The organism is Paracoccus ferrooxidans, assembly GCF_029909815.1.
Taxonomy (GTDB): domain Bacteria; phylum Pseudomonadota; class Alphaproteobacteria; order Rhodobacterales; family Rhodobacteraceae; genus Paracoccus; species Paracoccus versutus.
The window spans coordinates 2,394,534-2,413,074 of sequence record NZ_CP038198.1 but is presented as its reverse complement, the minus strand read 5'-3'; the positions used below and the strand labels follow the sequence as shown (position 1 = coordinate 2,413,074).

Here is an 18,541-nt window from a genome sequence, read left to right as displayed (position 1 = left end):
AATAGTCCTGCGCAGGCAGATTTTCAACCGGATTCGATGGCTCGGCCCCAGGTTCCGCCGCCGTTTTGCACGGTTTTGCGGGGCCGCTTCCCCCCCTTGGCGCGGCATGGCATAGAAGGGGCGACCCGCCGCAGCCCTGACGGAGAGACCGATGAAGAAATTCCTGGCCGTGATCGTGATTCTTGCCCTTGCGCTTGGCGGATTGTGGCTGTGGAGCGGCGGCGATCCGATGGGCCGGCTGGCCGGCGACGCGCCGCCCCCGCCGGCGCAGGCACCGGCCGAGCCCCCGCCCCCGGCGCAGCAGGGCGCCAATGCCGCAGCCGACGCCGCGGCCGATGCGGCGGCCATCGCGGCGGATGCGGCGGCCGAAGCCTCGGCCTCGGCCGGGCAGGCGGCGGTCGGCGCGGCGGGCGCTGCCGCCGACCAGGCCGAGGCGGCGGCCGAGGCCGCCATCGCCGCCGCCGACCGCGCCGCGGATGCCGCGGCCCAGGCCAACGCCACCCCCGAACAGGCCGAGGCCGCCGCCATCGCCGCAAGCACCGCCGCCCGCGAGGCGGCCAGCCCCACGCGCGAAGCCGGCGCCGCGGCCGGCGAGGCGGTCGGGATCGATGCCGCCCTGACCCCGCAGGGCTTCGATGCCGCCAAGGTGCGCGCCATGATCGACGGCTCGTCCCTTGCGCCCGAACGCAAGGCCGAGCTTCTGGCCCTGCTGGATCGCGCGGCTCTGGACCCGGCGGCGCTGGCGCAGGCGCTGGAACAGATCAAGGCCGCCCTACCATGAGCTTTCCCAGCCTGGGGGATTTCCTGAAGGCACCGGGCGGCCGGCTGGACAAGGGGCCGGTCGCGGTTTTGCTGATCGAGGACGAGGCGGCGGTGCAAAGGACGCTGGCGCACCACCTTGCAGCCGGTTTCCGGCTGATCCTGGCGCTGTCGCCCGAGCCGCTGCCCGCCCATGTCCTGCCCGGCGAGGGCGCGGACCGGATCCTCAACCTGCGCCACGATTCCCGCCGCGGCCGGGCCCAGGTCGAGGCGGTCAATGCGGTGATCGAGGCCGCGCCCGCCGATACCTGGCTCTACTACGGCTATAATGCCGAGTTCCTGTTCTATCCCTTCTCGGAAAGCCGCAGCGTGGGCGAGATGCTGGCCTTTCACGCCGAGGAACGCCGGCGGGCGATGCTGACCTATGTCATCGACCTCTATGCCCCGGACCTGGAGCGTTTCCCCGATGCGGTCAGCCTGGACGAGGCGATGTTCGACCGCACCGGCTATTACGCACTTGGCCGCGTGGACCGCGACGGCCGCCACAAGGACCGGCAGCTGGATTTCCACGGCGGGCTGCGCTGGCGATTCGAGGAACACCTGCCCCAGGATCGCCGCCGCATCGACCGCATCGCGCTGTTTCGCAGCCAGCCGGGGCTGCGGCTGCTGCCCGACCTGCGCTTCAACGTCGAGGAATACAACACCTATGCCTGCCCCTGGCACAACAACCTGACCGCCGCCGTCGCCTCGTTCCGGGTGGCCAAGGCGCTGGCCAAGAACCCCGGCTCGCGCGGGCATATCCGCAGCTTCCGCTGGCGCAACTCGCATCCCTTCCGCTGGAACGCCCAGCAACTGATGGACCTGGGGCTGATGGAGCCGGGCCAGTGGTTCTGACGCAAGCGGGCCGGTTCAGGCCGCGCTGACCCGCCAGATCACGTCGCCCACGTCATCGGCCATCAGAAGCGACTTGCCGTCCGGGCCGATGGCAACGCCGACCGGGCGACCATGGGAATATTTCTCGTCCTCGGAAAGAAAGCCAGACAGGATGTCGCGCGGCGGCCCGGCGGGCCGGCCGTCCCGGAAGGGCACGAAGATCAGCTTGTAGCCCGACAGCGTCGAGCGGTTCCAGGAGCCGTGCTGGCCGATCGCCATGCCGTCGGGGAATCCGGGCAGCGTGCCCTCGGGCATCCAGCACAGGCCAAGCGAGGCGGTGTGGCCGCCCAGAGCGTAATCGGGGGTGATGGCGCGGGCGACCTCGGCCGCGTCCTGGGGCACGCGGTCGTCCACCACCTGTCCCCAATAGGACCAGGGCCAGCCGTAGAAGCCGCCCTCCTGCACCGAGGTCAGGTAGTCCGGCGGCGTCTCGTCGCCCAAGCCATCGCGTTCGTTCACCACGGTCCAGAGCGCGCCGGTCGCGGGCTCCCACGCGAGGCCGACCGGGTTGCGCAGGCCCGAGGCGAAGATGCGGGCCTGGCCGGTCTCCAGTTCCAGTTCCCAGATCGCGGCGCGGCCTTCCTCGGCCTCCATGCCCTCGTCGGCGATATTGGTCAGCGAGCCGACGCCGCAATAAAGCCGCTTGCGGTCGGGCGAGACGATCAGGCTGCGCGTCCAATGCCCGCCCGGCTTGAAATCGACCAGCCGGCGGCCCGGCCCGTCCAGCCGCGTGGCACCGGGCGCATAGGGAAAGGCGACGATGCCGTCGGTATTGCCGACATAGAAGGTGTCGCCGACCAGGGCCATGCCGAAGGGCTGGCGCTGGCCTGCCAGGAAAACCTCGCGCGTCTCGGCGACGCCATCGCCATCGCCGTCGCGCAGCAGCGTGATGCGGTTGGCGCTGGTGCCCAGCGCGCGGGCGCGGCGCATGGTGGCCTGGGCGGCGCGGTCGAGCAGGGATTGCGGCGGGCTGGCCTCTTGCAGGGCCTCGGCCACAAGCACGTCGCCATTGGGCAGCACCTCGATCCAGCGCGGATGTTGCAGGTCGCGGGCGAAGGCATCGACGCGCAGGCCCGGCGCGGCCTTGGGCCGCAGGCCCGGCGCCCAGCCGCGGGCGGTGGGCATCTTCAGCGTCATGATGCCCTGTTTCTTCGCCTCGGGGATGGCGGGGCTTGGCCCGAACGCCGCCGTCCGCGGCGCGCCCATCCGCCGCATCAGCACCATCGCGCCGCCGATGGCGGCTGTCGCCCTGGCCAGAAGATCCATCGCTTTCCTTCCCGTCTGCGCAGGCCAAGGCTAGCCGGGATGCGCCGGGGGTCAATCCCGGAATGCGCAAGGGGATCGAATCGGCGAGGGCGGCGCCGGTGGCGCCGTCCCTGGAGTATTTGGGGAACAGAGAAGCGTTCAGCCGCGCGCGTCGCGGATCAGCGCCGCGAGATGCTCGGTCGAGGGGTCGTGGCCGGGCGCGGGCTTGCCCTGAAGCAGCGGCGCCAGCTTCAGCGCCAGTTCCTTGCCAAGCTCGACGCCCCATTGGTCGAAGCTGTTGATGCCCAGGATCGCCCCCTCGGCAAAGACGCGGTGCTCGTAGAGCGCGACGATCTGGCCCAGCGTGTAGGGGTCGAGTTCGGGGATCAGCAGCGTGGTCGACGGGCGGTTGCCGGGAAAGACGCGGTGGCGGGCCTGGCGTTCCAGTTCGGCGCCGGTCAGGCCCTTGGCCTGCATCAGCGCGCGCGCCTCGTCCAGCGAGCGGCCACGCATCAGCGCCTCGGATTGCGCCAGGCAATTGGCGATCAGCAGCAGGTGGTGATGCGCAAGCTCGGGCTCGTGGCCGCGGGCGGCGAGGATGAATTCGCAGGGCACCACCGCGGTGCCCTGGTGGATCAGCTGGTAGAAAGCATGCTGGCCGTTGGTGCCCGGCTCGCCCCAGACCACCGGGCCCGAGGGCAGCACCAGGTCGCTGCCGTCCATGGCCACGCGCTTGCCGTTCGATTCCATTTCCAGCTGCTGCAGATAGGCCGGCAGCCGGGCCAGGCGGTTGTCATAGGGCAAGACGGCACGGGTGCCGTAGCCGCAGACCTGGTGGTGCCAGATGCCGACCAGCGCCAGGATCACCGGCAGGTTCTGGGCCAGCGGCGCCTCGCGGAAATGGCGGTCCATGGCCGCGCCGCCGGCAAGGAAGCGGTCGAAGTTCTCGGGCCCGATGGCGATCATCAGCGAAAGGCCGATGGGCCCCCACATGGAATAGCGCCCGCCGACCCAATCCTCGAAGCCGAAGACGCGCGAGGGCTCGATCCCCCATTCGGCGGTGCGGTCGGTCGCCGAGGAGAGCGCGGCGAATTGCGCCGCCGGCTGCGTCACGGCCTTCGCCATCCAGTCCAGCGCCGTCCTGGCATTGGTCATGGTCTCGATGGTGGTGAAGGTCTTGGAGGCGACGATGACCAGCGTGGTCGCCGGATCGAGCCCCCTGAGCGTATCGGCGATGTCCGCCCCGTCCACGTTCGAGACGAAATGCACCCGCGGCCCGTCATGCCAGGGCGCCAGCGCCCGCGTGGCCATGGCCGGGCCGAGGTCCGAGCCGCCGATGCCGATGTTGATGACATCGGTGATGCGGCCGCCCTGCCCGGCGAAGCTGCCGTCGCGGATGGCGCGGGCGAAATCGCACATCCGCCGATGGGTGCGGCGCAGCTCGGGCATCACGTCCCGGCCGTCCACCGCGACGCTGCCTTGGAGGTTGCGCAGCGCGGTGTGCAGCACGGCGCGGTCCTCGGTCTCGTTGATGCGCTGGCCGGCGAACATGGCCTCGCGGCGCTCGGGCACCGGCGCGGCCAGTTCCAGCAGCAGCTCGCGCGCGCCGGCGTCGATGCTGGTCTTGGACCAGTCCAGCACCAGCCCCTCGGCCTGGGTCGAGAAGGTGGCGGCGCGGGTCGGATCGGCGTCGAACAGCGCCTCGATCCGCAGCGCGCCCTGGGATTTGCGGTGGTCTTGCAACCGGCTCCAGATGGTCATGTCACTCTGCCCAATGCACGGTAATGTCGCCAAGAAAGGCGCGGATCGGCGCCTCGGTGGGATCGAGGCCCTGCGCGCGCTCGAATGCCTCGCGCTTGTCGGCCCCGGCGATCAGCAGATGGGTGTTGATCGCGCCCTTCAGCGCCGAGGCGGTCAGGGTGATCCGCGGCTCGTCCTTGACGCTGTTGATCGCCATCACCACCGGCGCGTCCGGCGCCAGCGCCAGGACGGTTTCGGAAGCCGCGGGGAACAGGCTTGCCGTATGCATGTCGGTGCCCATGCCCAGAAGCAGCACGGTCAGCGGCAGGTGCGGCGCGATCGCCTCGGCCAGCGCCGGCACCGCATCCTCGGGGCGCTCGTCGCCGGTATAGAGGTCGATGTAATGCGCCCCCGCCGCCTTGTCCTTGAGCAGGTGGCGGCGCAGCAGCCGGCCGTTCGAGCGCAGATGCTCGCCATCCACCCAGCGCTCGTCGTTCAGCAGCACGGTGACGCGCGGCCAGTCGATCTCGCTGCCCGAGAGATAGTCGTAAAGCGGCGCCGGCGTGGTGCCGCCCGGCACGCAGAGGCTGGCGCTGTCGTTCACCCGCAAATGCTGCGACAGCTGCCCCGCCACGCGGTCCGCCAGCGACAGGAACAGCATCTCGCGGTCGGGATATTCGATGAACTCGAGCGTCATGGCCGGATCTCCCTCCAGCGGCGGTTGTCGCGATGCAGCAGGCGCAGCGCCTCTTCGGGGCCGCTGGAGCCGGCATCATAGGGCTCGGGCCGCTTCGAGCCGGATTCCCAGGCGGCGATGATCGGGTCGGTCCAGGCCCAGGCGGCCTCGACCTCGTCCCCGCGCATGAACAGGGTCTGGTTGCCGCGGATCACGTCCATGATCAGCCGCTCATAGGCATCGGGCATGTCAGAGCCCTCGGCCCCCAGCGCATCGGCAAAGCTCATGTCCAGCGGCACCTGCACCAGGCGCATGCCGCCCGGCCCCGGCTCCTTGATCATCACGGTCAGGTGCATGCCTTCGTTCGGTTGCAGCTTGATGACAAGCTGGTTGGCCTTGTGCGTGCCGCCGTCGTCGAAAATCGAATGCGGCGGCTCCTTGAAGGTCACGACGATCTCGCTGGTGCGCGCGCGCAGCCGCTTGCCGGTGCGCAGGTAGAAGGGCGTGCCGGTCCAGCGCCAGTTGGCGATCCGCACCTTCAGCGCCACGAAGCTTTCGGTGCGGGACTGCGGGTTCTCGGAATCCTCCAGATAGCCGGGGCCGTCGGGGCCGGCCAGATACTGGCCGCGCACGATGTCCTGGGGCGCAAGCGGCTCCAGCGCCCGGATCACCTTGAGCTTTTCGTCGCGCACCGCATCGGGGTCGAAATGATAGGGCGGCTCCATCGCGATCAGGCACAGAAGCTGCATCAGGTGGTTCTGCACCATGTCCCGCATGGCGCCGGAATGGTCGTAATATTCGCCGCGCCCGCCGACGCCCACCGTCTCGGCCACGGTGATCTGAACATGGTCCACGTATTGCGCGTTCCACAGCGGCTCGAACAGGATGTTGGCGAAGCGCACCGCCATCAGGTTCTGGACGGTTTCCTTGCCTAGGTAATGGTCGATGCGATAGATCTGGTTCTCGTCGAAATGCCGGGCCAGCGTGGCGTTCAGCGCGCGAGCAGTGGCAAGGTCGCGGCCGAAGGGCTTTTCGACAACGATGCGGCTGTCGGCATCGGCGATGCCGTTGCCGGCCAGCCGCTCGGCGATGTCGCCGAACAGCGCCGGCGCCACCGAGAAATAGAAGGCATGGACCACGCCGGGACGCACCCGCGCCTTGAGTTCGGCCCAGCCATCGGTGCCGCGCGCGTCGATGGCGACATAGCCCAGCATGTCGAGAAAGGCCGAAAGCTGCGCCTGGTCCTGGCCGGGGCCGATGAATTCCTCGATCGCCTCGCGCATCTCGGCGCGGAAGGCTTCGTCGTCCTGGCGGGTGCGGGCGGCGCCGATGATGCGCGCGCTGGCCGGAACCTGCCCGGCCACAAAGCGGCGATACAGCCCCGGCACGATCTTGCGCCGGGCCAGGTCGCCGGTTGCACCAAAGATCACCAGGTCGAAATCCTCAACCGGAATGACGCGTGAAACCATCGCTGCCTCCTCATCGCTGCTCTGCCGATTAGCGGATGTTAGCGATAACATCAAGTCCTTCAAATCCGTCCCCTTTCAATCCTGTTCCCGCGGGGTCGCGCCATGCAACGGGAAGGGCGCGGTTTCGGTTGCATCAAGCCGCGCCATCGCCTTGGCCAGGCGCGGCAGGCGGGCGCGGCGCATCAGTTCCTTGCGGGTCATGTCGCCGCCGGCGGCACGGGCGCGCGCCTCGGTCGCCTGCACGGCCGCGAGCACGGTTTCGGGGGCCCGCAGGCAAAGGTCGCGCAGAAATTCGTCGGGATGAATCGCCCGCAGCCCGACCGGGGCCAGCGCCCTGCGCGGAAAGTCGCGCAAATTGGCGGTGACGATCGCCTGTGCCCCGGCTGCCAGCGCACATTCCACCACATGCCGGTCGGCCGGATCGGGCAGGTCCAGCCCGAAGACCTCCTGCCCCGGCTCGACCAGCGCCTGCGGAAAGCGCGCTTGCAGCAGCGCGATCTCGACCCCGGCCTCGACGCCCTGGCGGGTTGCGGCATGGCGCCATTCGTCCAGGATGCGGCGCGACCAGAGCGGCTGGAACAGCCCCGCCGCCGCCGTGTCGGCCAGGATCTCCCGCAGCACGGTCGGAAACAGCACGCAGGCGTCCAGGACTGCCTTCATCCGTCCAGCCGGAAGAACAGCGCCTTGAGATAGCCGGTCTCGGCCAATTGCGGCAGCGTGGGATGGTCCGGGCCGGCCTGGCCGGTATGCAGAAGCTGCATCCGCCGCCCGCCGCGGCCGATGCCGCGGGCGCTGGCGTTGCGAAAGGCGTTGAGATCGGCGGCATGGCTGCAGGAACACAGCCCCAGATAGCCGCCCGGCGCGACCAGGGGCGCGGCCAGCTTCGCCACCCGCTCATAGGCGCGCAAGCCCGCCTCCAGCGCCGGTTTCGAGGGCGCGAAGGCCGGCGGGTCGCAGATCACCAGATCGAACTGCGCGCCCTCGGCAGCCAGCGCCTCCATCTGCTCGAAGGCGTCGCCCTGGCGGATGGTCAGCCGCGATTCGGCGCCCATGGCGCGCGCGCCGCCCCGTGCCAGCTCCAGCGCGGCGGCCGAGCCGTCGACGCAGGTGGCATGGGTGGCGCCGGCCGCCAGGGCGGCAAGGCCGAAGCCGCCGACATGCGAGAACACGTCCAGCACCCGCTGGCCCTGGGCCAGCCGCTGCGCAAAGGCATGGTTCGGGCGTTGGTCATAGAACAGGCCGGTCTTCTGCCCCTGCGTCAGGTCGGCCAGGTAGATCGCGCCGTTCATCGGCACCTCGACCGGGCCGTCGACGGCGCCCGACAGGATCTCGGTCCGCTCGTCCAGCCCCTCCAGCGCCCGCGCCCGGCCCTGCCCGTTCAGGATCACCGTCGCGACGCCCGCGACCTCGCGCAGCGCCGCGGCGATCTCCCCGACCATGCGCTCGGCCCAGGCGGCATTGGGCTGGATCACCGCGGCATCGCCGAAACGGTCGATGATGGTGCCGGGCAGCCCGTCGGCCTCGGCATGGACCAACCGGTAAAAGGGCCGGTCGAACAGCCGCGCCCGCAGCGCCAGCGCCCGGTCCAGCCGCGCCGCGATCCAGTCGCGGGTGATCCGCGCCTGCGGGTCGGGGTCCATCACGCGGGCGATGATCCGCGAATCGGGGTTGACCGTGACCAGCCCCAGGGGGCGGCGCTCGGCATCCTCCAGCACGGCGAAGCTGCCCGGCGGGATCGCCCGCGTGCGCCGGTCCGTCACCAGCTCGTCGGCAAAGACCCAGGGAAAGCCGTGGCGGATCGCCTGGGGCTTGGATTTCGGGCGCAGTCGGATGATGGGCAGATCGGCGGTCATGGCGGCCTCGTGCAAAACGGCGCAGGATTGCCACGCCGCGCGGCCGCGGGCAAGAGCCGGCCGGTTGCCTTGTTAACGCTAACGGCTTACATTGGCGCCAAAGGAGATGCCAGCCATGACCCTGCACGCCACCATCGACCGGGTGACCGACCGTATCCGCGAGCGTTCGATCCAAAGCCGCAGCGCCTATCTGGCCAAGATCGCCCGCGCCGCCGAGGAAGGGCCGCGCCGCGCCCACCTGTCCTGCGGCAACCAGGCCCATGCCTATGCCGCCATGCCCGACAAGCAGGACTTCGCCGAAACGCGCAAGCCCAACATCGGCATCGTCACCGCCTATAACGACATGCTTTCGGCCCACCAGCCCTATGAGCGTTATCCCAACCTGATCCGCCAGGCCGCCCATGCCGCGGGTGCCACGGCCCAGGTCGCGGGCGGGGTTCCGGCCATGTGCGACGGGGTGACGCAAGGCCGGCCGGGGATGGAGCTGTCGCTGTTCTCGCGCGATGTGATCGCGCTGGCTTCGGGCGTGGCGCTGACGCATGACACCTTCGACGCGGCGCTTTACCTGGGCGTCTGCGACAAGATCGTGCCGGGGCTGATCATCGCCGCCGCCACCTTCGGCCACATCCCCGCCGTCTTCGTGCCGGCCGGCCCCATGCCCTCGGGCCTGCCCAATGACGAAAAATCCAAGGTCCGCCAGCAATTCGCCACCGGCGAGGTCGGCCGCGAGGCGCTGATGGCGGCCGAGATGGCCAGCTATCACGCGCCGGGCACCTGCACCTTCTACGGCACGGCGAACACCAACCAGATGCTGATGGAGTTCATGGGCCTGCATCTGCCGGGCTCCAGCTTCGTCAATCCGAACACGCCCCTGCGCGATGCGCTGACCAGCGCCGCCGTGCAGCGCGCGGCCTCGATCACCCGGCTGGGCAACGACTACCTGCCTGCGGGCGAGGTGCTGGACGAACGCGCCTTCGTCAACGGCATCGTCGGGCTTATGGCGACCGGCGGCTCGACCAACCTGGTGCTGCACCTGCCGGCGATGGCGCGGGCGGCCGGCGTGATCCTGGACCTCGAGGATTTCCACGACCTGTCCGAGACCGTGCCGCTGATGGCCCGCGTCTATCCCAACGGCCTGGCCGACGTGAACCATTTCCATGCCGCGGGCGGCCTTGGCTTCATGATCGGCCAGCTGCTGGAGGCGGGGCTGCTGCACGAGGACGTGCGCACCATCGCCGGCGGCGGGCTGGGGCAATATGCGCAGGAACCCCGCCTCAAGGACGGCCGGATCGAATGGGTCGGCGGCGCGCGCGAGACGCTGAACGACAAGATCCTGCGCCCGGCCGCCGATCCCTTTGCCGCGACCGGCGGGCTGAAGCAGCTGTCGGGCAACCTGGGCCGCGGCGTCATCAAGGTCTCGGCCGTGGCGCCAGAACGCCATGTCATCGAAGCCCCCGCGCGCGTCTTTGCCGACCAGGAAGAGGTGAAGGCCGCCTTCAAGCGCGGCGAGTTCACCGAGGACGTGGTGGTCGTCGTCCGCTTCCAGGGCCCCCGCGCCAATGGCATGCCCGAGCTGCATTCGCTGACCCCCACCCTTGCCGTGCTGCAAGATCGCGGGCTGCGGGTGGCGCTGGTCACGGATGGCCGCATGTCCGGCGCCTCGGGCAAGGTTCCCGCGGCAATCCACATCTCGCCCGAGGCGGCCGATGGCGGGCCGCTGGCGCGGCTGCGCGACGGCGATCCCGTCCGGCTCGACGCGGTGGCCGGCACGCTGACCTGCCTTGCCCCCGGCTTCGAGGACCGGCCGGCGGCCACGCATGACCCCTCGCATTCGGCCGAAGGGCTGGGGCGCGAGCTTTTCGCCGCCTTCCGCCGCAATGTCGGCCCCGCCACCGAGGGCGCGGCGGTCGTCGTCTGACCGCCCCCCTGCGAGACACCCGCCGCACGGCATCCGTCAATGGTCGCGCCGCGCCGGGGCGCACAGGGCGATGCCGGTCCCCGACCGGCCGCATCGGCCCGGCCGCGACCGCGGCTCGGCCAGGCGGCGCGGCGGCAGGCGAAGGATCTGTGCCATGCCCGCGATCCGCGGCAGGTCCGGGTGCTGCGGCCCCGCCTCGTCCGCCGCTTCGCGCAGGAACAGCACGGTCAGGCAGACCCGGCCCCCCTCGTCGCGAATCGGGCAGATGCGGGCATCGACCCGGAAGCGCCGCCCCGACTTGGCCACCTGCGCCAGGTCGTGCAGCCGCGCCTCGCGCCCGTCCGGCGTCTCGAGCATGCGCCACAGCCGGTCCGGCACCTTGTCCACGGGATCCAGAAGCATCACCACCGGCCGGCCGATCAACTCCTCGCGCCGATAGCCGCACATGCCCAGGTAGCTTTGGTTCACCGCGACGATATGCCCGGCAAGGTCGAGGATCAGCACCGCGCGATGCGAGCCCATCGCCCGCATGGCCCATTCAAGATCGTGGTGAAGCCGCTGGATTTCGGTCATCCGGGAAACCTCCTGCAAGGGATTTCCGGCAGCATTGCGCCAATAGGCTAAGATTCCGTTAGCGCGCGGAAGTTTTCTTCAGCCTTCGGTCGGCGGGCCGAAACGCTCGATCATCCGCTTGCGGATCTGGTCGCGCACGGTGCGGTAAAGCGCCAGCTTGGCCTCGCGCCCCTCGGCCAGGCCGCTGGGGTCCATGATCGGCCAATACTCCACGTCCAGATGCGAAACCCGCGTCAGTTCAAGGGCTTGCCTCTGGCTGGCCGGCGAAAGGGCGATCACTAGGTCAAAGCTGGTCAGGTCGTCGCCCCAGGCCTTCATCTCTTCGAAAGACCGGGCGCGATGGGTCGAAAGCTCGACCCCGATCTCCTTGCAGACGGCGATGGCGAAGCCGTCGATCTCCATGTCGTTCTTGACCCCGGCCGACTGCACATAGGCGGCGCGGCCGTAGAATTTCTTCATCATCCCCTCGGCCATGGGGGAACGGATGGCGTTGTGGTCGCAGCAAAACAGCACCGAATGGGGAATCGGTCCGACCACGAATCACCCCGGAACGAGCGCGCAGATCAGGGTGAACAGGCGCCGCGCCGTGTCTATGTCGACCTCGGCCTTGCCCTCCAGCCGCTCTTGCAGGGTGCGGGCGCCCTCGTTGTGGATGCCGCGCCGGGCCATGTCGATCGCCTCGATCTGCGCCGGCGGCAGACGCTTGACCGCGTCGAAATAGCTGGTGCAGATCTGGAAGTAATCCTTGACCGTCTGCCGGAACGGACCCAGCGACAGGTGGAACTCGGCCACCTTGTCCCCCGCTTCGGTGGCGATGTCGAAGACCAGGCGGCGTTCGCGCACCGCCAGCGCCAGGGCATAGGGGCCTGCGGGAACCTCCTGCCCCTCGCGGCCGGGCAGGATGAAGCTGTTGTCCTCGAGCAGGTCGAAGACCGCGACGCGGCGGTCCTGCTCGATCTCGGGCGTGGGCGGCGGCAGGGCGCTGTCGTCGATGTCGATCCGGCACAGCCGGTTCGTGGACTGGCTCATGACTGCCCCCCGTTCAGAACCGCCAGCCGCGCCGAGACCGAGCGGCCATGCGCCGAAAGCCCCTCGGATTCGGCCAGCCGCACCGCGGCCGGGCCGATCGCCCCCAGCGCCTGGGGCGAGAGCCGGGCGATGGTGCTGCGCTTGAGGAAATCCATCACCGACAGGCCCGACGAGAACCGCGCCGAGCGCGCCGTCGGCAGGACATGGTTGGGACCGCTGACATAATCGCCCACCGCCTCGGGCGTCCAGCCGCCCAGGAAGATCGCCCCGGCATGGCGGGTCTTTTCCGCCAGCGCCTCGGGATCGTCGACGCAAAGCTCCAGATGCTCCGGGGCGAGCCGGTCCGAAAGCGCCGCCGCCTCGTCGAGGTCGCGCGTCACGATCACCGTGCCATAATCGCGCCAGCTGGCGCCCGCCACCTCGGCGCGCGGCAGGGTCGGCAGGATGCGCTCGACCTCGGCCACCACGGCGCGGGCCAGGGATTCGTCGGGGGTGACCAGGATCGACTGGGCATCGGCATCATGCTCGGCCTGGGCCAGCAGGTCCAGCGCCAGCCATTCCGGGTTCTGCGCGCCCTGGGCGATGATCAGCACCTCCGAGGGGCCGGCGATCATGTCGATGCCGACACGGCCGAAGACCTGCCGCTTGGCTGCCGCGACATAGGCATTGCCGGGGCCGGTGATCTTGTCCACCGGCCGGATGGTCCGGGTGCCATAGGCCATGGCGGCGATCGCCTGCGCCCCGCCGATGCGATAGATCTCGTCCACCCCGGCCAGTTCGGCCGCCAGCAGCACCAGCGGGTTCACCACGCCGCCGGGCGTCGGCACGCAGACCACCAGCCGCTCGACCCCCGCCACCCGCGCGGGAATGGCATTCATCAGCACCGACGAGGGATAGCTCGCCTGCCCGCCCGGCACATAGAGCCCCGCGGCCGCGACCGGCGTCCAGCGCCAGCCCAGGGTCGCGCCCTCGGGATCGGTCCAGCTGAGATCGTCGGGCATCTGCCGGGCATGATAGGCGCGGATGCGGCTCGCAGCCATGGCCAGGGCGGCGCGATCCTCGGCCGAGACCTTCGCGGTCTGCGCGGCGATCTCCTCGCGCGAGAAGGCCAGCGTTTCCGGCGTCAGCGCCAGGCGGTCGAAACGCCCGGTCAACTCGACCAGCGCGTCGTCGCCCCGGCTGCGCACATCGGCGATGATCGCCGCCACCGCATCGTTCACATCGGCCGCATCCTCGCGCTTCATCGAAAGAAGCGCGGCGAAGCGTTCGGCGAAATCGGGCTGGGCGGTCGAAAGGTGGATGGGCATGGCTCGAGCCTTCAATGACCCGCCCTTGTTAGCCGCTGCGGGCAAGGGGCTCAAGCGGCTATGGCAGCGCTGAACCTGCCCGTTCAGCGCGGGATGCAAGGCCGGATTCGAGTATTTGTGGAACAGAGAAGCGCTCGTCTTCTTCGTTCCCCAAATACCCATCCGGCCGCGAAACCGGCGTACGCGCACCCTGAAGTGCGCGGCGGATCAAGTGTCGGAATGCTGGGGCGCGCGGCGCGAGGGGGCGACATAGGGCCGCGTCACGTCGCGCAGCTCGACGTTCAGGCATTCCGCGTCGATGGCCAGCGTGCCGTCGCCGGCGAACTCCAGCAGCAGACGGCCGGTGCCATCCTCGCCCGCCTGCCATGTCAGGGCCAGCAGTTCCAGGACCAGATCCTTGTCCTTGCGGTCGATGCCGTCGCTCAGCACCCGCTGCACGTCCGAGATCAGCAGCACCGAGCGCACCCGCTCATAGGGGCGGCCGTCGCGGCGCGCGAGTTCGGCATCCTCCCAGCGAAAGCGGTTCAGGAGCAGCGCCAGCTGGCGGTGGCGGCTGTCATAGGCGATCTCGGTCACCGGCAGGATCGCATCCTGCGTAAGCGTCGAGATCACGGTCAGGTCGTCGGCATCGCCGGCCAGCAGCGCCAGCGGCGCGGGATCGGCATCGGTGAAACGGGCGTCAGCCATCGGCGGGGGTCTCCTTGATGCGTTCGATATCGGCGCCGACGCCGCGCAGCTTGCGCACCACCTTCTCATAGCCGCGATCCAGGTGATAGACGCGGCTGATGATGGTTTCGCCCTCGGCGGCGAGCCCGGCGAGGATCAGGCTGACCGAGGCGCGCAGGTCGGTGGCCATCACCGGGGCACCGCGCAGCTTTTCGACGCCGTGGACGGTGGCGTGGCCGCCGTGAACCTCGATCCGGGCGCCCATGCGCGCCAGTTCCGGCGCATGCATGAAGCGGTTCTCGAAGATCCGCTCCTCCAGGACCGACGTGCCCTCGGCGGTGCAGAGCAGCGCCATCATCTGCGCCTGAAGGTCGGTCGGGAAGCCCGGGAAGGGTTCGGTCACCACGTCGACCGCGCGGATCCGGCCGTTCTTGCGCGCGACCTTCAGCCCGCGCCCGGTTTCGACCACCTCGATGCCGGCCTCGTCCAGCTTTTCGCAGAAGGCGGCGACCAGGTCGATGCGGCCGCCCAGGCATTCGACCTCGCCGCCGCAGATCGCCGGGGCCAGCATGTAGGTGCCCAGCTCGATCCGGTCCGTCACCACCGGATGCGTGGCGCCGCCCAGTGCCTGCACGCCCTCGACGGTGATGGTCGAGGTGCCTTCACCCTCGATCTGCGCGCCCATGCGGCGCAGGCATTCGGCCAGGTCCACGATCTCGGGCTCGCGCGCGGCGTTGTTGAGAACGGTCGTGCCCCGCGCCAGCGTCGCCGCCATCAGCGCGTTCTCGGTCGCCCCGACCGAGACCAGCGGAAAGTCGATCACCGCGCCCCTGAGGCCGCCCGAGGGTGCCTTGGCATGGACATAACCCTCGCGCAGGTCGAGTTCCGCCCCCATCGCCTCGAGCGCGCGCAGGTGCAGGTCCACCGGCCGGGCGCCGATGGCGCAGCCGCCGGGCAGGGACACGACGGCATGGCCGTCGCGCGCCAGCATCGGCCCCAGCACCAGGATCGAGGCGCGCATCTTGCGCACGATGTCGTAATCGGCCCGGTGGCTGGTCAGGTCGTGGCTCGACAGCGCCAGCACCTGCCCGTCCTGGAGGCTGGCGACCTCGGCCCCCAGCGATTGCAGGAGCGCGGTCATGGTGCGGATGTCCGAGAGCCGCGGCGCATTGGTCAGCGTCAGCGGCTGGTCGGTCAGCAGGGTCGCCGGCATCAGCGCCAGGCAGGCGTTCTTGGCGCCGGCGATCGGGATCTCGCCCTTGAGCGGCCCGTTCCCCCTTACAATGATCTGGTCCATCTATTCCTCGTTCGTGGGCGCTTGCCGGCTTGGCGGCATCCCTGGCCCATGCTGCTCGTTCGTCGTTTCCGCCGATGTCCCGGCCCGCGCGCGCCCCTGCGCCTTGCGCCGCGCGAGATTGGCCCGCAGCGCGGCCTTGAGCCGCGCTTCGCGTGTATCGTCCTGGGGATCGCGGGGTGTTCTTGTCATGCCTTTCTGTTAGCGTCCTTGCCGGCTTGCGTCCAGCGGCGGCGCCCTGGCCGCGCGGCGATCGGCAACGATCGGCGAAATACATTTTTCCCGATCTTCCCCCTTGCACGCCCGGCACAGTCGGTCTAAAGCCCCGTCCACGGCGCTGCGGTAGCTCAGTGGTAGAGCACTCCCTTGGTAAGGGAGAGGTCGAGAGTTCAATCCTCTCTCGCAGCACCATTTTATCCTATTGAAATCTAAAAAAGTCCTTGCTTTGCTGGGGTTAGTGCCTCTTTTGGTGCCGGTGTTGGTGCCAGAATGAGGTCTGCGGATGGCTGGGCAGGTGAAGAATTTGAAGATCAAGGGCGGGCGATTCTATGCCCGTGTTTCGGTCCCGACGCATCTTCGCCCCACCCTCGGCAAATCGGAACTGGTCACGGCGCTAGGCGGCGAGCGCCGCGCTGCCATGAGGGCGCTGCCCGCTGCCGTGGCGACCCTACAGCGCCAGATCGCGGCGGCAGAGGCAAAGACGGCGGGCGACCGGCTGGACGACCTGCGCACACCCATCACCACGGCAGATTATGGCAGCGCGGTCTGGAAACGGTATCAGGCAATGCTGGCCGAGGACGAAGCGAAACGGGATCGCCTGCCGAGCGGGGATGCTATCGAGGCAGAGCAAGACAGGCTGATGCAGAGGGCCCAGGCCGGTCAGATCGCGCTTGCTGACCCGCTGGCCGTGCTGGACGCCTCGCTTGACCTGCTGGTGATGAAGGATGCCCAGGTATTCGACCAGAGCGCCCGGCAGGCCAAGCTGGACGCCCTGCGCGCCGACCTGACCGCAAACCAGACGCATCTGGTTGAGCATGAGATAGACGCCTATCTTGATCGCCATAGCCTGACCGCGCCCGAGGGATCGGCGGAACGCGCCACCTTGGCTAGGGCGTGTTGACAAAAGGGATTCACCGGGCGCGGTGATCGTGATTCAAGCTGGTATCTGCAATGGAGACCAGCGTGGCACGAAACCTGATGTCGAACGACGAGTGGGCGTTCTTTGAACGCTTCATCCTGGCTGTCCGTTCTCCGAACGGCCGCAAGCCCACGAACCATCGGCTTGTTCTGGATGGGATTTTCTGGATCGCCCGAACGGGGTCGCCCTGGCGCGACCTGCCGGAAGAGTTCGGCAAATGGTCGTCTGTCTATCGGCAGTTCCGGCGCTGGACGTTGGCGGGGCTGTGGGAACAGATCCTGGAGGCGCTGAACGAGAGCCGGATCGTGCCGGATGCGCTGCAGATGATCGACAGCACCGTGGTTCGCGCTCATCATCAGGCAGCGGGCGCAAAAGGGGGACTCCGCGCCAAGGTTTCGGCCGCTCGCGAGGTGGCTTCACGACCAAGATCCATCTGCGGGTCAATGCGGCAGGCCTGCCCATGAGAACCGAGATCACGGCCGGGCAGACATCGGACTACCTCGGCTTCGATCTGGTCATGGCTGACAACCTGCCCGAGCCAAGCGTTCTGCTCGCAGACCGCGGCTACGACTCCGACAACATCCGCAAGACCATGGAGGTGCGCGACGTGGTGCCGGTCATCCCCATGCGCAAAACCCGGAAGCTACGGGTCGCCGTTGACCGCAGGCTCTACCGCCTGCGCAATCTCGTTGAGCGGTGCTTCAACAAGCTCAAGAATGCCCGTCGCGTCGCCACCCGCTACGACAAGACCGCCGAAAGCTTCCTGGGCTTCATCGACATCACGTCGATCCGCCTCTGGCTCCGCCATTTGTCAACATGACCTAGTTCGATCTGGACTGGATACGACATTCCAGAAACGATTCTTGAGCAACTGGAAGATACCGAACAGCCCCTTGAGGAAATTGAGGAAGCCATAGGCGATCTTGAAAGCATTTTGGCTAGTTTTCGCGTGCTGAAACGCGAATTTCAGATGTTGGCCGATGCGACCATTGATCGAACGCCACCCGAGGAAACCGGCAATGAGGAAGCCGACGCCGAAGCCTATCAGGTGTGGGAAGATAACCCCCGGTTCATTCTGCCCGTGACCGAACAGAAGGAGGCCGCATGATGGGGAACGAAATCAGCGCCCGCGAGAACTTCCACGACAAGCTGACGTGGTGGCACCAGATCAACGACGATGACGAAGGCGCAGAACGCGCCCGCCTCGACCTGATCCAAGCAGGTGGCGGGGTATGGAACGATACCGGCCGAATCCCCGAACCTTTCCGGCATGAGGTGCGGGATGCAATCGGCAACTGGAAGGATGCCGACGAATGGGAAGCGAAAGGCCGCACCTACGCCGTTGCCGTGCGGCAAATCGTGGCGCGGCTGAAAGCGCAGGAGGCCGCCTGATCCACTACGACAACCGAGGCCCCGGCGCACCCGCGACCGGGGCTTTCTCATGGCGTGACGCAACGTCAATTCGGTGCCAGAATTGGTGCCAGAATCGGTGCCGGCACCTCTTATAACTAATTGATTTTATTTTGATAATCGAAAATTCAATCCTCTCTCGCAGCACCATCTCATACCTTCACATCTTGGCCTTCAGACCCTGGGACTTCCTGCATTGCAGCGGCTGGCCGGTGCAGTTGATGCGTGCCGGGGCGCAGTTTGCGGATTAGCCGTGCAAGCCTGCCGACCCTGTCGCAGCTGCCGACGGGCGGCCCGGAAACGCAAGCGGTGCCCACTCGCAGGCCCGTTTCCGAGTTGGTTCCGGGGCAGGAAGCCCCCGGCCCTCTGCCACGGTCTCCTCGACGGAAAAGCGCCGCGATTTCCGGCGTGTCCTGTGGGTTACGCAGCCCCTTGAAGACGGCCGCCTCGCCCTTGCGCGACCTTGTGCGACGAGGTCGCAGGGATGCTGTTCCCGCCCCAGTGCCCTGTCCGTCGCGTCGGCGGCAGGGC

The 18,541-nt window shown here is 68.6% G+C and carries 20 protein-coding genes and 1 tRNA gene; 8 read left to right on the top strand and 13 right to left on the bottom strand.

Annotated elements, in window-relative coordinates:
• Positions 1–151 precede the first annotated feature (151 nt).
• Both E3U26_RS12150 and E3U26_RS12145 read left to right on the top strand, forming a co-directional pair.
• Complete coding sequence (locus E3U26_RS12150; protein ID WP_499104952.1) at positions 152–781, top strand: hypothetical protein; 630 nt, start codon at positions 152–154, stop codon at positions 779–781.
• Positions 778–1,653: a glycosyltransferase family 2 protein gene (locus E3U26_RS12145; protein ID WP_499104951.1), complete on the top strand. Its 876-nt coding sequence runs from the start codon at positions 778–780 to the stop codon at positions 1,651–1,653. The genes E3U26_RS12150 and E3U26_RS12145 overlap by 4 nt, the downstream gene beginning before the upstream one ends.
• A gap of 15 nt (positions 1,654–1,668) precedes the next feature.
• On the opposite strand, the gene E3U26_RS12140 is transcribed toward E3U26_RS12145, so the two are convergent.
• The 6 genes from E3U26_RS12140 to E3U26_RS12115 all read right to left on the bottom strand — a co-directional run bounded on the left by E3U26_RS12140 (position 1,669) and on the right by E3U26_RS12115 (position 8,675).
• The gene (locus tag E3U26_RS12140; RefSeq protein ID WP_499104950.1) at positions 1,669–2,958 is read right to left on the bottom strand and encodes a PQQ-dependent sugar dehydrogenase; all 1,290 of its coding nucleotides are present in this window, start codon (positions 2,956–2,958) and stop codon (positions 1,669–1,671) included.
• Between the two features lie 138 nt (positions 2,959–3,096).
• On the bottom strand, positions 3,097–4,698 hold the full coding sequence (gene pgi / locus E3U26_RS12135) for a glucose-6-phosphate isomerase (protein ID WP_499104948.1): 1,602 nt from the start codon (positions 4,696–4,698) through the stop codon (positions 3,097–3,099).
• 1 nt (position 4,699) lies between these two features.
• Positions 4,700–5,374 carry a 6-phosphogluconolactonase gene (gene pgl, locus E3U26_RS12130; protein ID WP_036751719.1) on the bottom strand — a complete coding sequence of 225 codons (675 nt, stop codon included), beginning with the start codon at positions 5,372–5,374 and terminating at the stop codon, positions 4,700–4,702.
• Positions 5,371–6,822 carry a glucose-6-phosphate dehydrogenase gene (gene zwf, locus E3U26_RS12125; RefSeq protein ID WP_072461553.1) on the bottom strand — a complete coding sequence of 484 codons (1,452 nt, stop codon included), beginning with the start codon at positions 6,820–6,822 and terminating at the stop codon, positions 5,371–5,373. Before zwf ends, pgl begins: the two co-directional genes overlap by 4 nt.
• A 75-nt stretch (positions 6,823–6,897) precedes the next feature.
• The gene (locus tag E3U26_RS12120; RefSeq protein ID WP_499104946.1) at positions 6,898–7,482 is read right to left on the bottom strand and encodes a PIN domain-containing protein; all 585 of its coding nucleotides are present in this window, start codon (positions 7,480–7,482) and stop codon (positions 6,898–6,900) included.
• The gene (locus E3U26_RS12115; protein WP_499104945.1) at positions 7,479–8,675 is read right to left on the bottom strand and encodes a class I SAM-dependent rRNA methyltransferase; all 1,197 of its coding nucleotides are present in this window, start codon (positions 8,673–8,675) and stop codon (positions 7,479–7,481) included. Before E3U26_RS12115 ends, E3U26_RS12120 begins: the two co-directional genes overlap by 4 nt.
• A gap of 115 nt (positions 8,676–8,790) precedes the next feature.
• On the opposite strand from E3U26_RS12115, the gene edd reads away from it, so the two are divergent.
• Positions 8,791–10,593, top strand: coding sequence for an IlvD/Edd family dehydratase (gene edd, locus E3U26_RS12110; protein ID WP_499104943.1), 1,803 nt, complete (start codon positions 8,791–8,793; stop codon positions 10,591–10,593).
• A gap of 36 nt (positions 10,594–10,629) precedes the next feature.
• On the opposite strand, the gene E3U26_RS12105 is transcribed toward edd, so the two are convergent.
• The 7 genes from E3U26_RS12105 to E3U26_RS12075 form a co-directional block, all read right to left on the bottom strand.
• On the bottom strand, positions 10,630–11,166 hold the full coding sequence (locus tag E3U26_RS12105) for a nitrogen regulation protein NR(II) (RefSeq protein WP_499104941.1): 537 nt from the start codon (positions 11,164–11,166) through the stop codon (positions 10,630–10,632).
• Positions 11,167–11,244: 78 nt separating this feature from the next.
• The gene (locus E3U26_RS12100) at positions 11,245–11,640 is read right to left on the bottom strand and encodes an arsenate-mycothiol transferase ArsC (RefSeq protein ID WP_240540390.1); all 396 of its coding nucleotides are present in this window, start codon (positions 11,638–11,640) and stop codon (positions 11,245–11,247) included.
• 66 nt (positions 11,641–11,706) lie between these two features.
• Positions 11,707–12,195, bottom strand: coding sequence for a UPF0262 family protein (locus E3U26_RS12095; RefSeq protein ID WP_114535844.1), 489 nt, complete (start codon positions 12,193–12,195; stop codon positions 11,707–11,709).
• Positions 12,192–13,502, bottom strand: coding sequence for a histidinol dehydrogenase (gene hisD, locus E3U26_RS12090; RefSeq protein ID WP_499104939.1), 1,311 nt, complete (start codon positions 13,500–13,502; stop codon positions 12,192–12,194). The genes E3U26_RS12095 and hisD overlap by 4 nt, the downstream gene beginning before the upstream one ends.
• 207 nt (positions 13,503–13,709) lie before the next feature.
• The gene (locus E3U26_RS12085) at positions 13,710–14,189 is read right to left on the bottom strand and encodes a DUF2948 family protein (protein ID WP_072461559.1); all 480 of its coding nucleotides are present in this window, start codon (positions 14,187–14,189) and stop codon (positions 13,710–13,712) included.
• Complete coding sequence (murA, locus tag E3U26_RS12080; RefSeq protein WP_036751737.1) at positions 14,182–15,465, bottom strand: UDP-N-acetylglucosamine 1-carboxyvinyltransferase; 1,284 nt, start codon at positions 15,463–15,465, stop codon at positions 14,182–14,184. Before murA ends, E3U26_RS12085 begins: the two co-directional genes overlap by 8 nt.
• Positions 15,466–15,654, bottom strand: coding sequence for a hypothetical protein (locus E3U26_RS12075; protein ID WP_114535847.1), 189 nt, complete (start codon positions 15,652–15,654; stop codon positions 15,466–15,468).
• Between the two features lie 144 nt (positions 15,655–15,798).
• On the opposite strand from E3U26_RS12075, the gene E3U26_RS12070 reads away from it, so the two are divergent.
• The 5 genes from E3U26_RS12070 to E3U26_RS12050 all read left to right on the top strand — a co-directional run bounded on the left by E3U26_RS12070 (position 15,799) and on the right by E3U26_RS12050 (position 17,992).
• Positions 15,799–15,873 (top strand) — tRNA-Thr (locus E3U26_RS12070).
• A gap of 91 nt (positions 15,874–15,964) precedes the next feature.
• Positions 15,965–16,582, top strand: a complete 618-nt coding sequence (locus tag E3U26_RS12065; RefSeq protein WP_499104938.1) for a DUF6538 domain-containing protein — start codon at positions 15,965–15,967, stop codon at positions 16,580–16,582.
• Between the two features lie 50 nt (positions 16,583–16,632).
• Positions 16,633–17,420 (top strand): IS5-like element ISPme2 family transposase gene (locus tag E3U26_RS12060; RefSeq protein ID WP_088238952.1). Its coding sequence is split into 2 segments (ribosomal slippage): positions 16,633–16,969 and positions 16,969–17,420, totalling 789 coding nucleotides; the frame shifts between segments, so codons are not numbered across the junction.
• A gap of 129 nt (positions 17,421–17,549) precedes the next feature.
• Positions 17,550–17,708: a hypothetical protein gene (locus E3U26_RS12055; RefSeq protein ID WP_499104937.1), complete on the top strand. Its 159-nt coding sequence runs from the start codon at positions 17,550–17,552 to the stop codon at positions 17,706–17,708.
• Positions 17,705–17,992, top strand: a complete 288-nt coding sequence (locus E3U26_RS12050; protein ID WP_276242532.1) for a hypothetical protein — start codon at positions 17,705–17,707, stop codon at positions 17,990–17,992. Before E3U26_RS12055 ends, E3U26_RS12050 begins: the two co-directional genes overlap by 4 nt.
• The last annotated feature ends 549 nt before the right edge of the window (positions 17,993–18,541 follow it).

What these genes read in the sequence shown, in the direction of transcription:
- E3U26_RS12150 (WP_499104952.1), top strand. Translation starts at nt 152, where the DNA reads ATGAAGAAATTCCTGGCCGTGATCGTGATTCTTGCCCTTGCGCTTGGC.
- E3U26_RS12145 (WP_499104951.1), top strand. Translation starts at nt 778, where the DNA reads ATGAGCTTTCCCAGCCTGGGGGATTTCCTGAAGGCACCGGGCGGCCGG.
- E3U26_RS12140 (WP_499104950.1), bottom strand. Translation starts at nt 2,958, where the DNA reads ATGGATCTTCTGGCCAGGGCGACAGCCGCCATCGGCGGCGCGATGGTG.
- pgi (WP_499104948.1), bottom strand. Translation starts at nt 4,698, where the DNA reads ATGACCATCTGGAGCCGGTTGCAAGACCACCGCAAATCCCAGGGCGCG.
- pgl (WP_036751719.1), bottom strand. Translation starts at nt 5,374, where the DNA reads ATGACGCTCGAGTTCATCGAATATCCCGACCGCGAGATGCTGTTCCTG.
- zwf (WP_072461553.1), bottom strand. Translation starts at nt 6,822, where the DNA reads ATGGTTTCACGCGTCATTCCGGTTGAGGATTTCGACCTGGTGATCTTT.
- E3U26_RS12120 (WP_499104946.1), bottom strand. Translation starts at nt 7,482, where the DNA reads ATGAAGGCAGTCCTGGACGCCTGCGTGCTGTTTCCGACCGTGCTGCGG.
- E3U26_RS12115 (WP_499104945.1), bottom strand. Translation starts at nt 8,675, where the DNA reads ATGACCGCCGATCTGCCCATCATCCGACTGCGCCCGAAATCCAAGCCC.
- edd (WP_499104943.1), top strand. Translation starts at nt 8,791, where the DNA reads ATGACCCTGCACGCCACCATCGACCGGGTGACCGACCGTATCCGCGAG.
- E3U26_RS12105 (WP_499104941.1), bottom strand. Translation starts at nt 11,166, where the DNA reads ATGACCGAAATCCAGCGGCTTCACCACGATCTTGAATGGGCCATGCGG.
- E3U26_RS12100 (WP_240540390.1), bottom strand. Translation starts at nt 11,640, where the DNA reads ATGGCCGAGGGGATGATGAAGAAATTCTACGGCCGCGCCGCCTATGTG.
- E3U26_RS12095 (WP_114535844.1), bottom strand. Translation starts at nt 12,195, where the DNA reads ATGAGCCAGTCCACGAACCGGCTGTGCCGGATCGACATCGACGACAGC.
- hisD (WP_499104939.1), bottom strand. Translation starts at nt 13,502, where the DNA reads ATGCCCATCCACCTTTCGACCGCCCAGCCCGATTTCGCCGAACGCTTC.
- E3U26_RS12085 (WP_072461559.1), bottom strand. Translation starts at nt 14,189, where the DNA reads ATGGCTGACGCCCGTTTCACCGATGCCGATCCCGCGCCGCTGGCGCTG.
- murA (WP_036751737.1), bottom strand. Translation starts at nt 15,465, where the DNA reads ATGGACCAGATCATTGTAAGGGGGAACGGGCCGCTCAAGGGCGAGATC.
- E3U26_RS12075 (WP_114535847.1), bottom strand. Translation starts at nt 15,654, where the DNA reads ATGACAAGAACACCCCGCGATCCCCAGGACGATACACGCGAAGCGCGG.
- E3U26_RS12065 (WP_499104938.1), top strand. Translation starts at nt 15,965, where the DNA reads ATGGCTGGGCAGGTGAAGAATTTGAAGATCAAGGGCGGGCGATTCTAT.
- E3U26_RS12050 (WP_276242532.1), top strand. Translation starts at nt 17,705, where the DNA reads ATGATGGGGAACGAAATCAGCGCCCGCGAGAACTTCCACGACAAGCTG.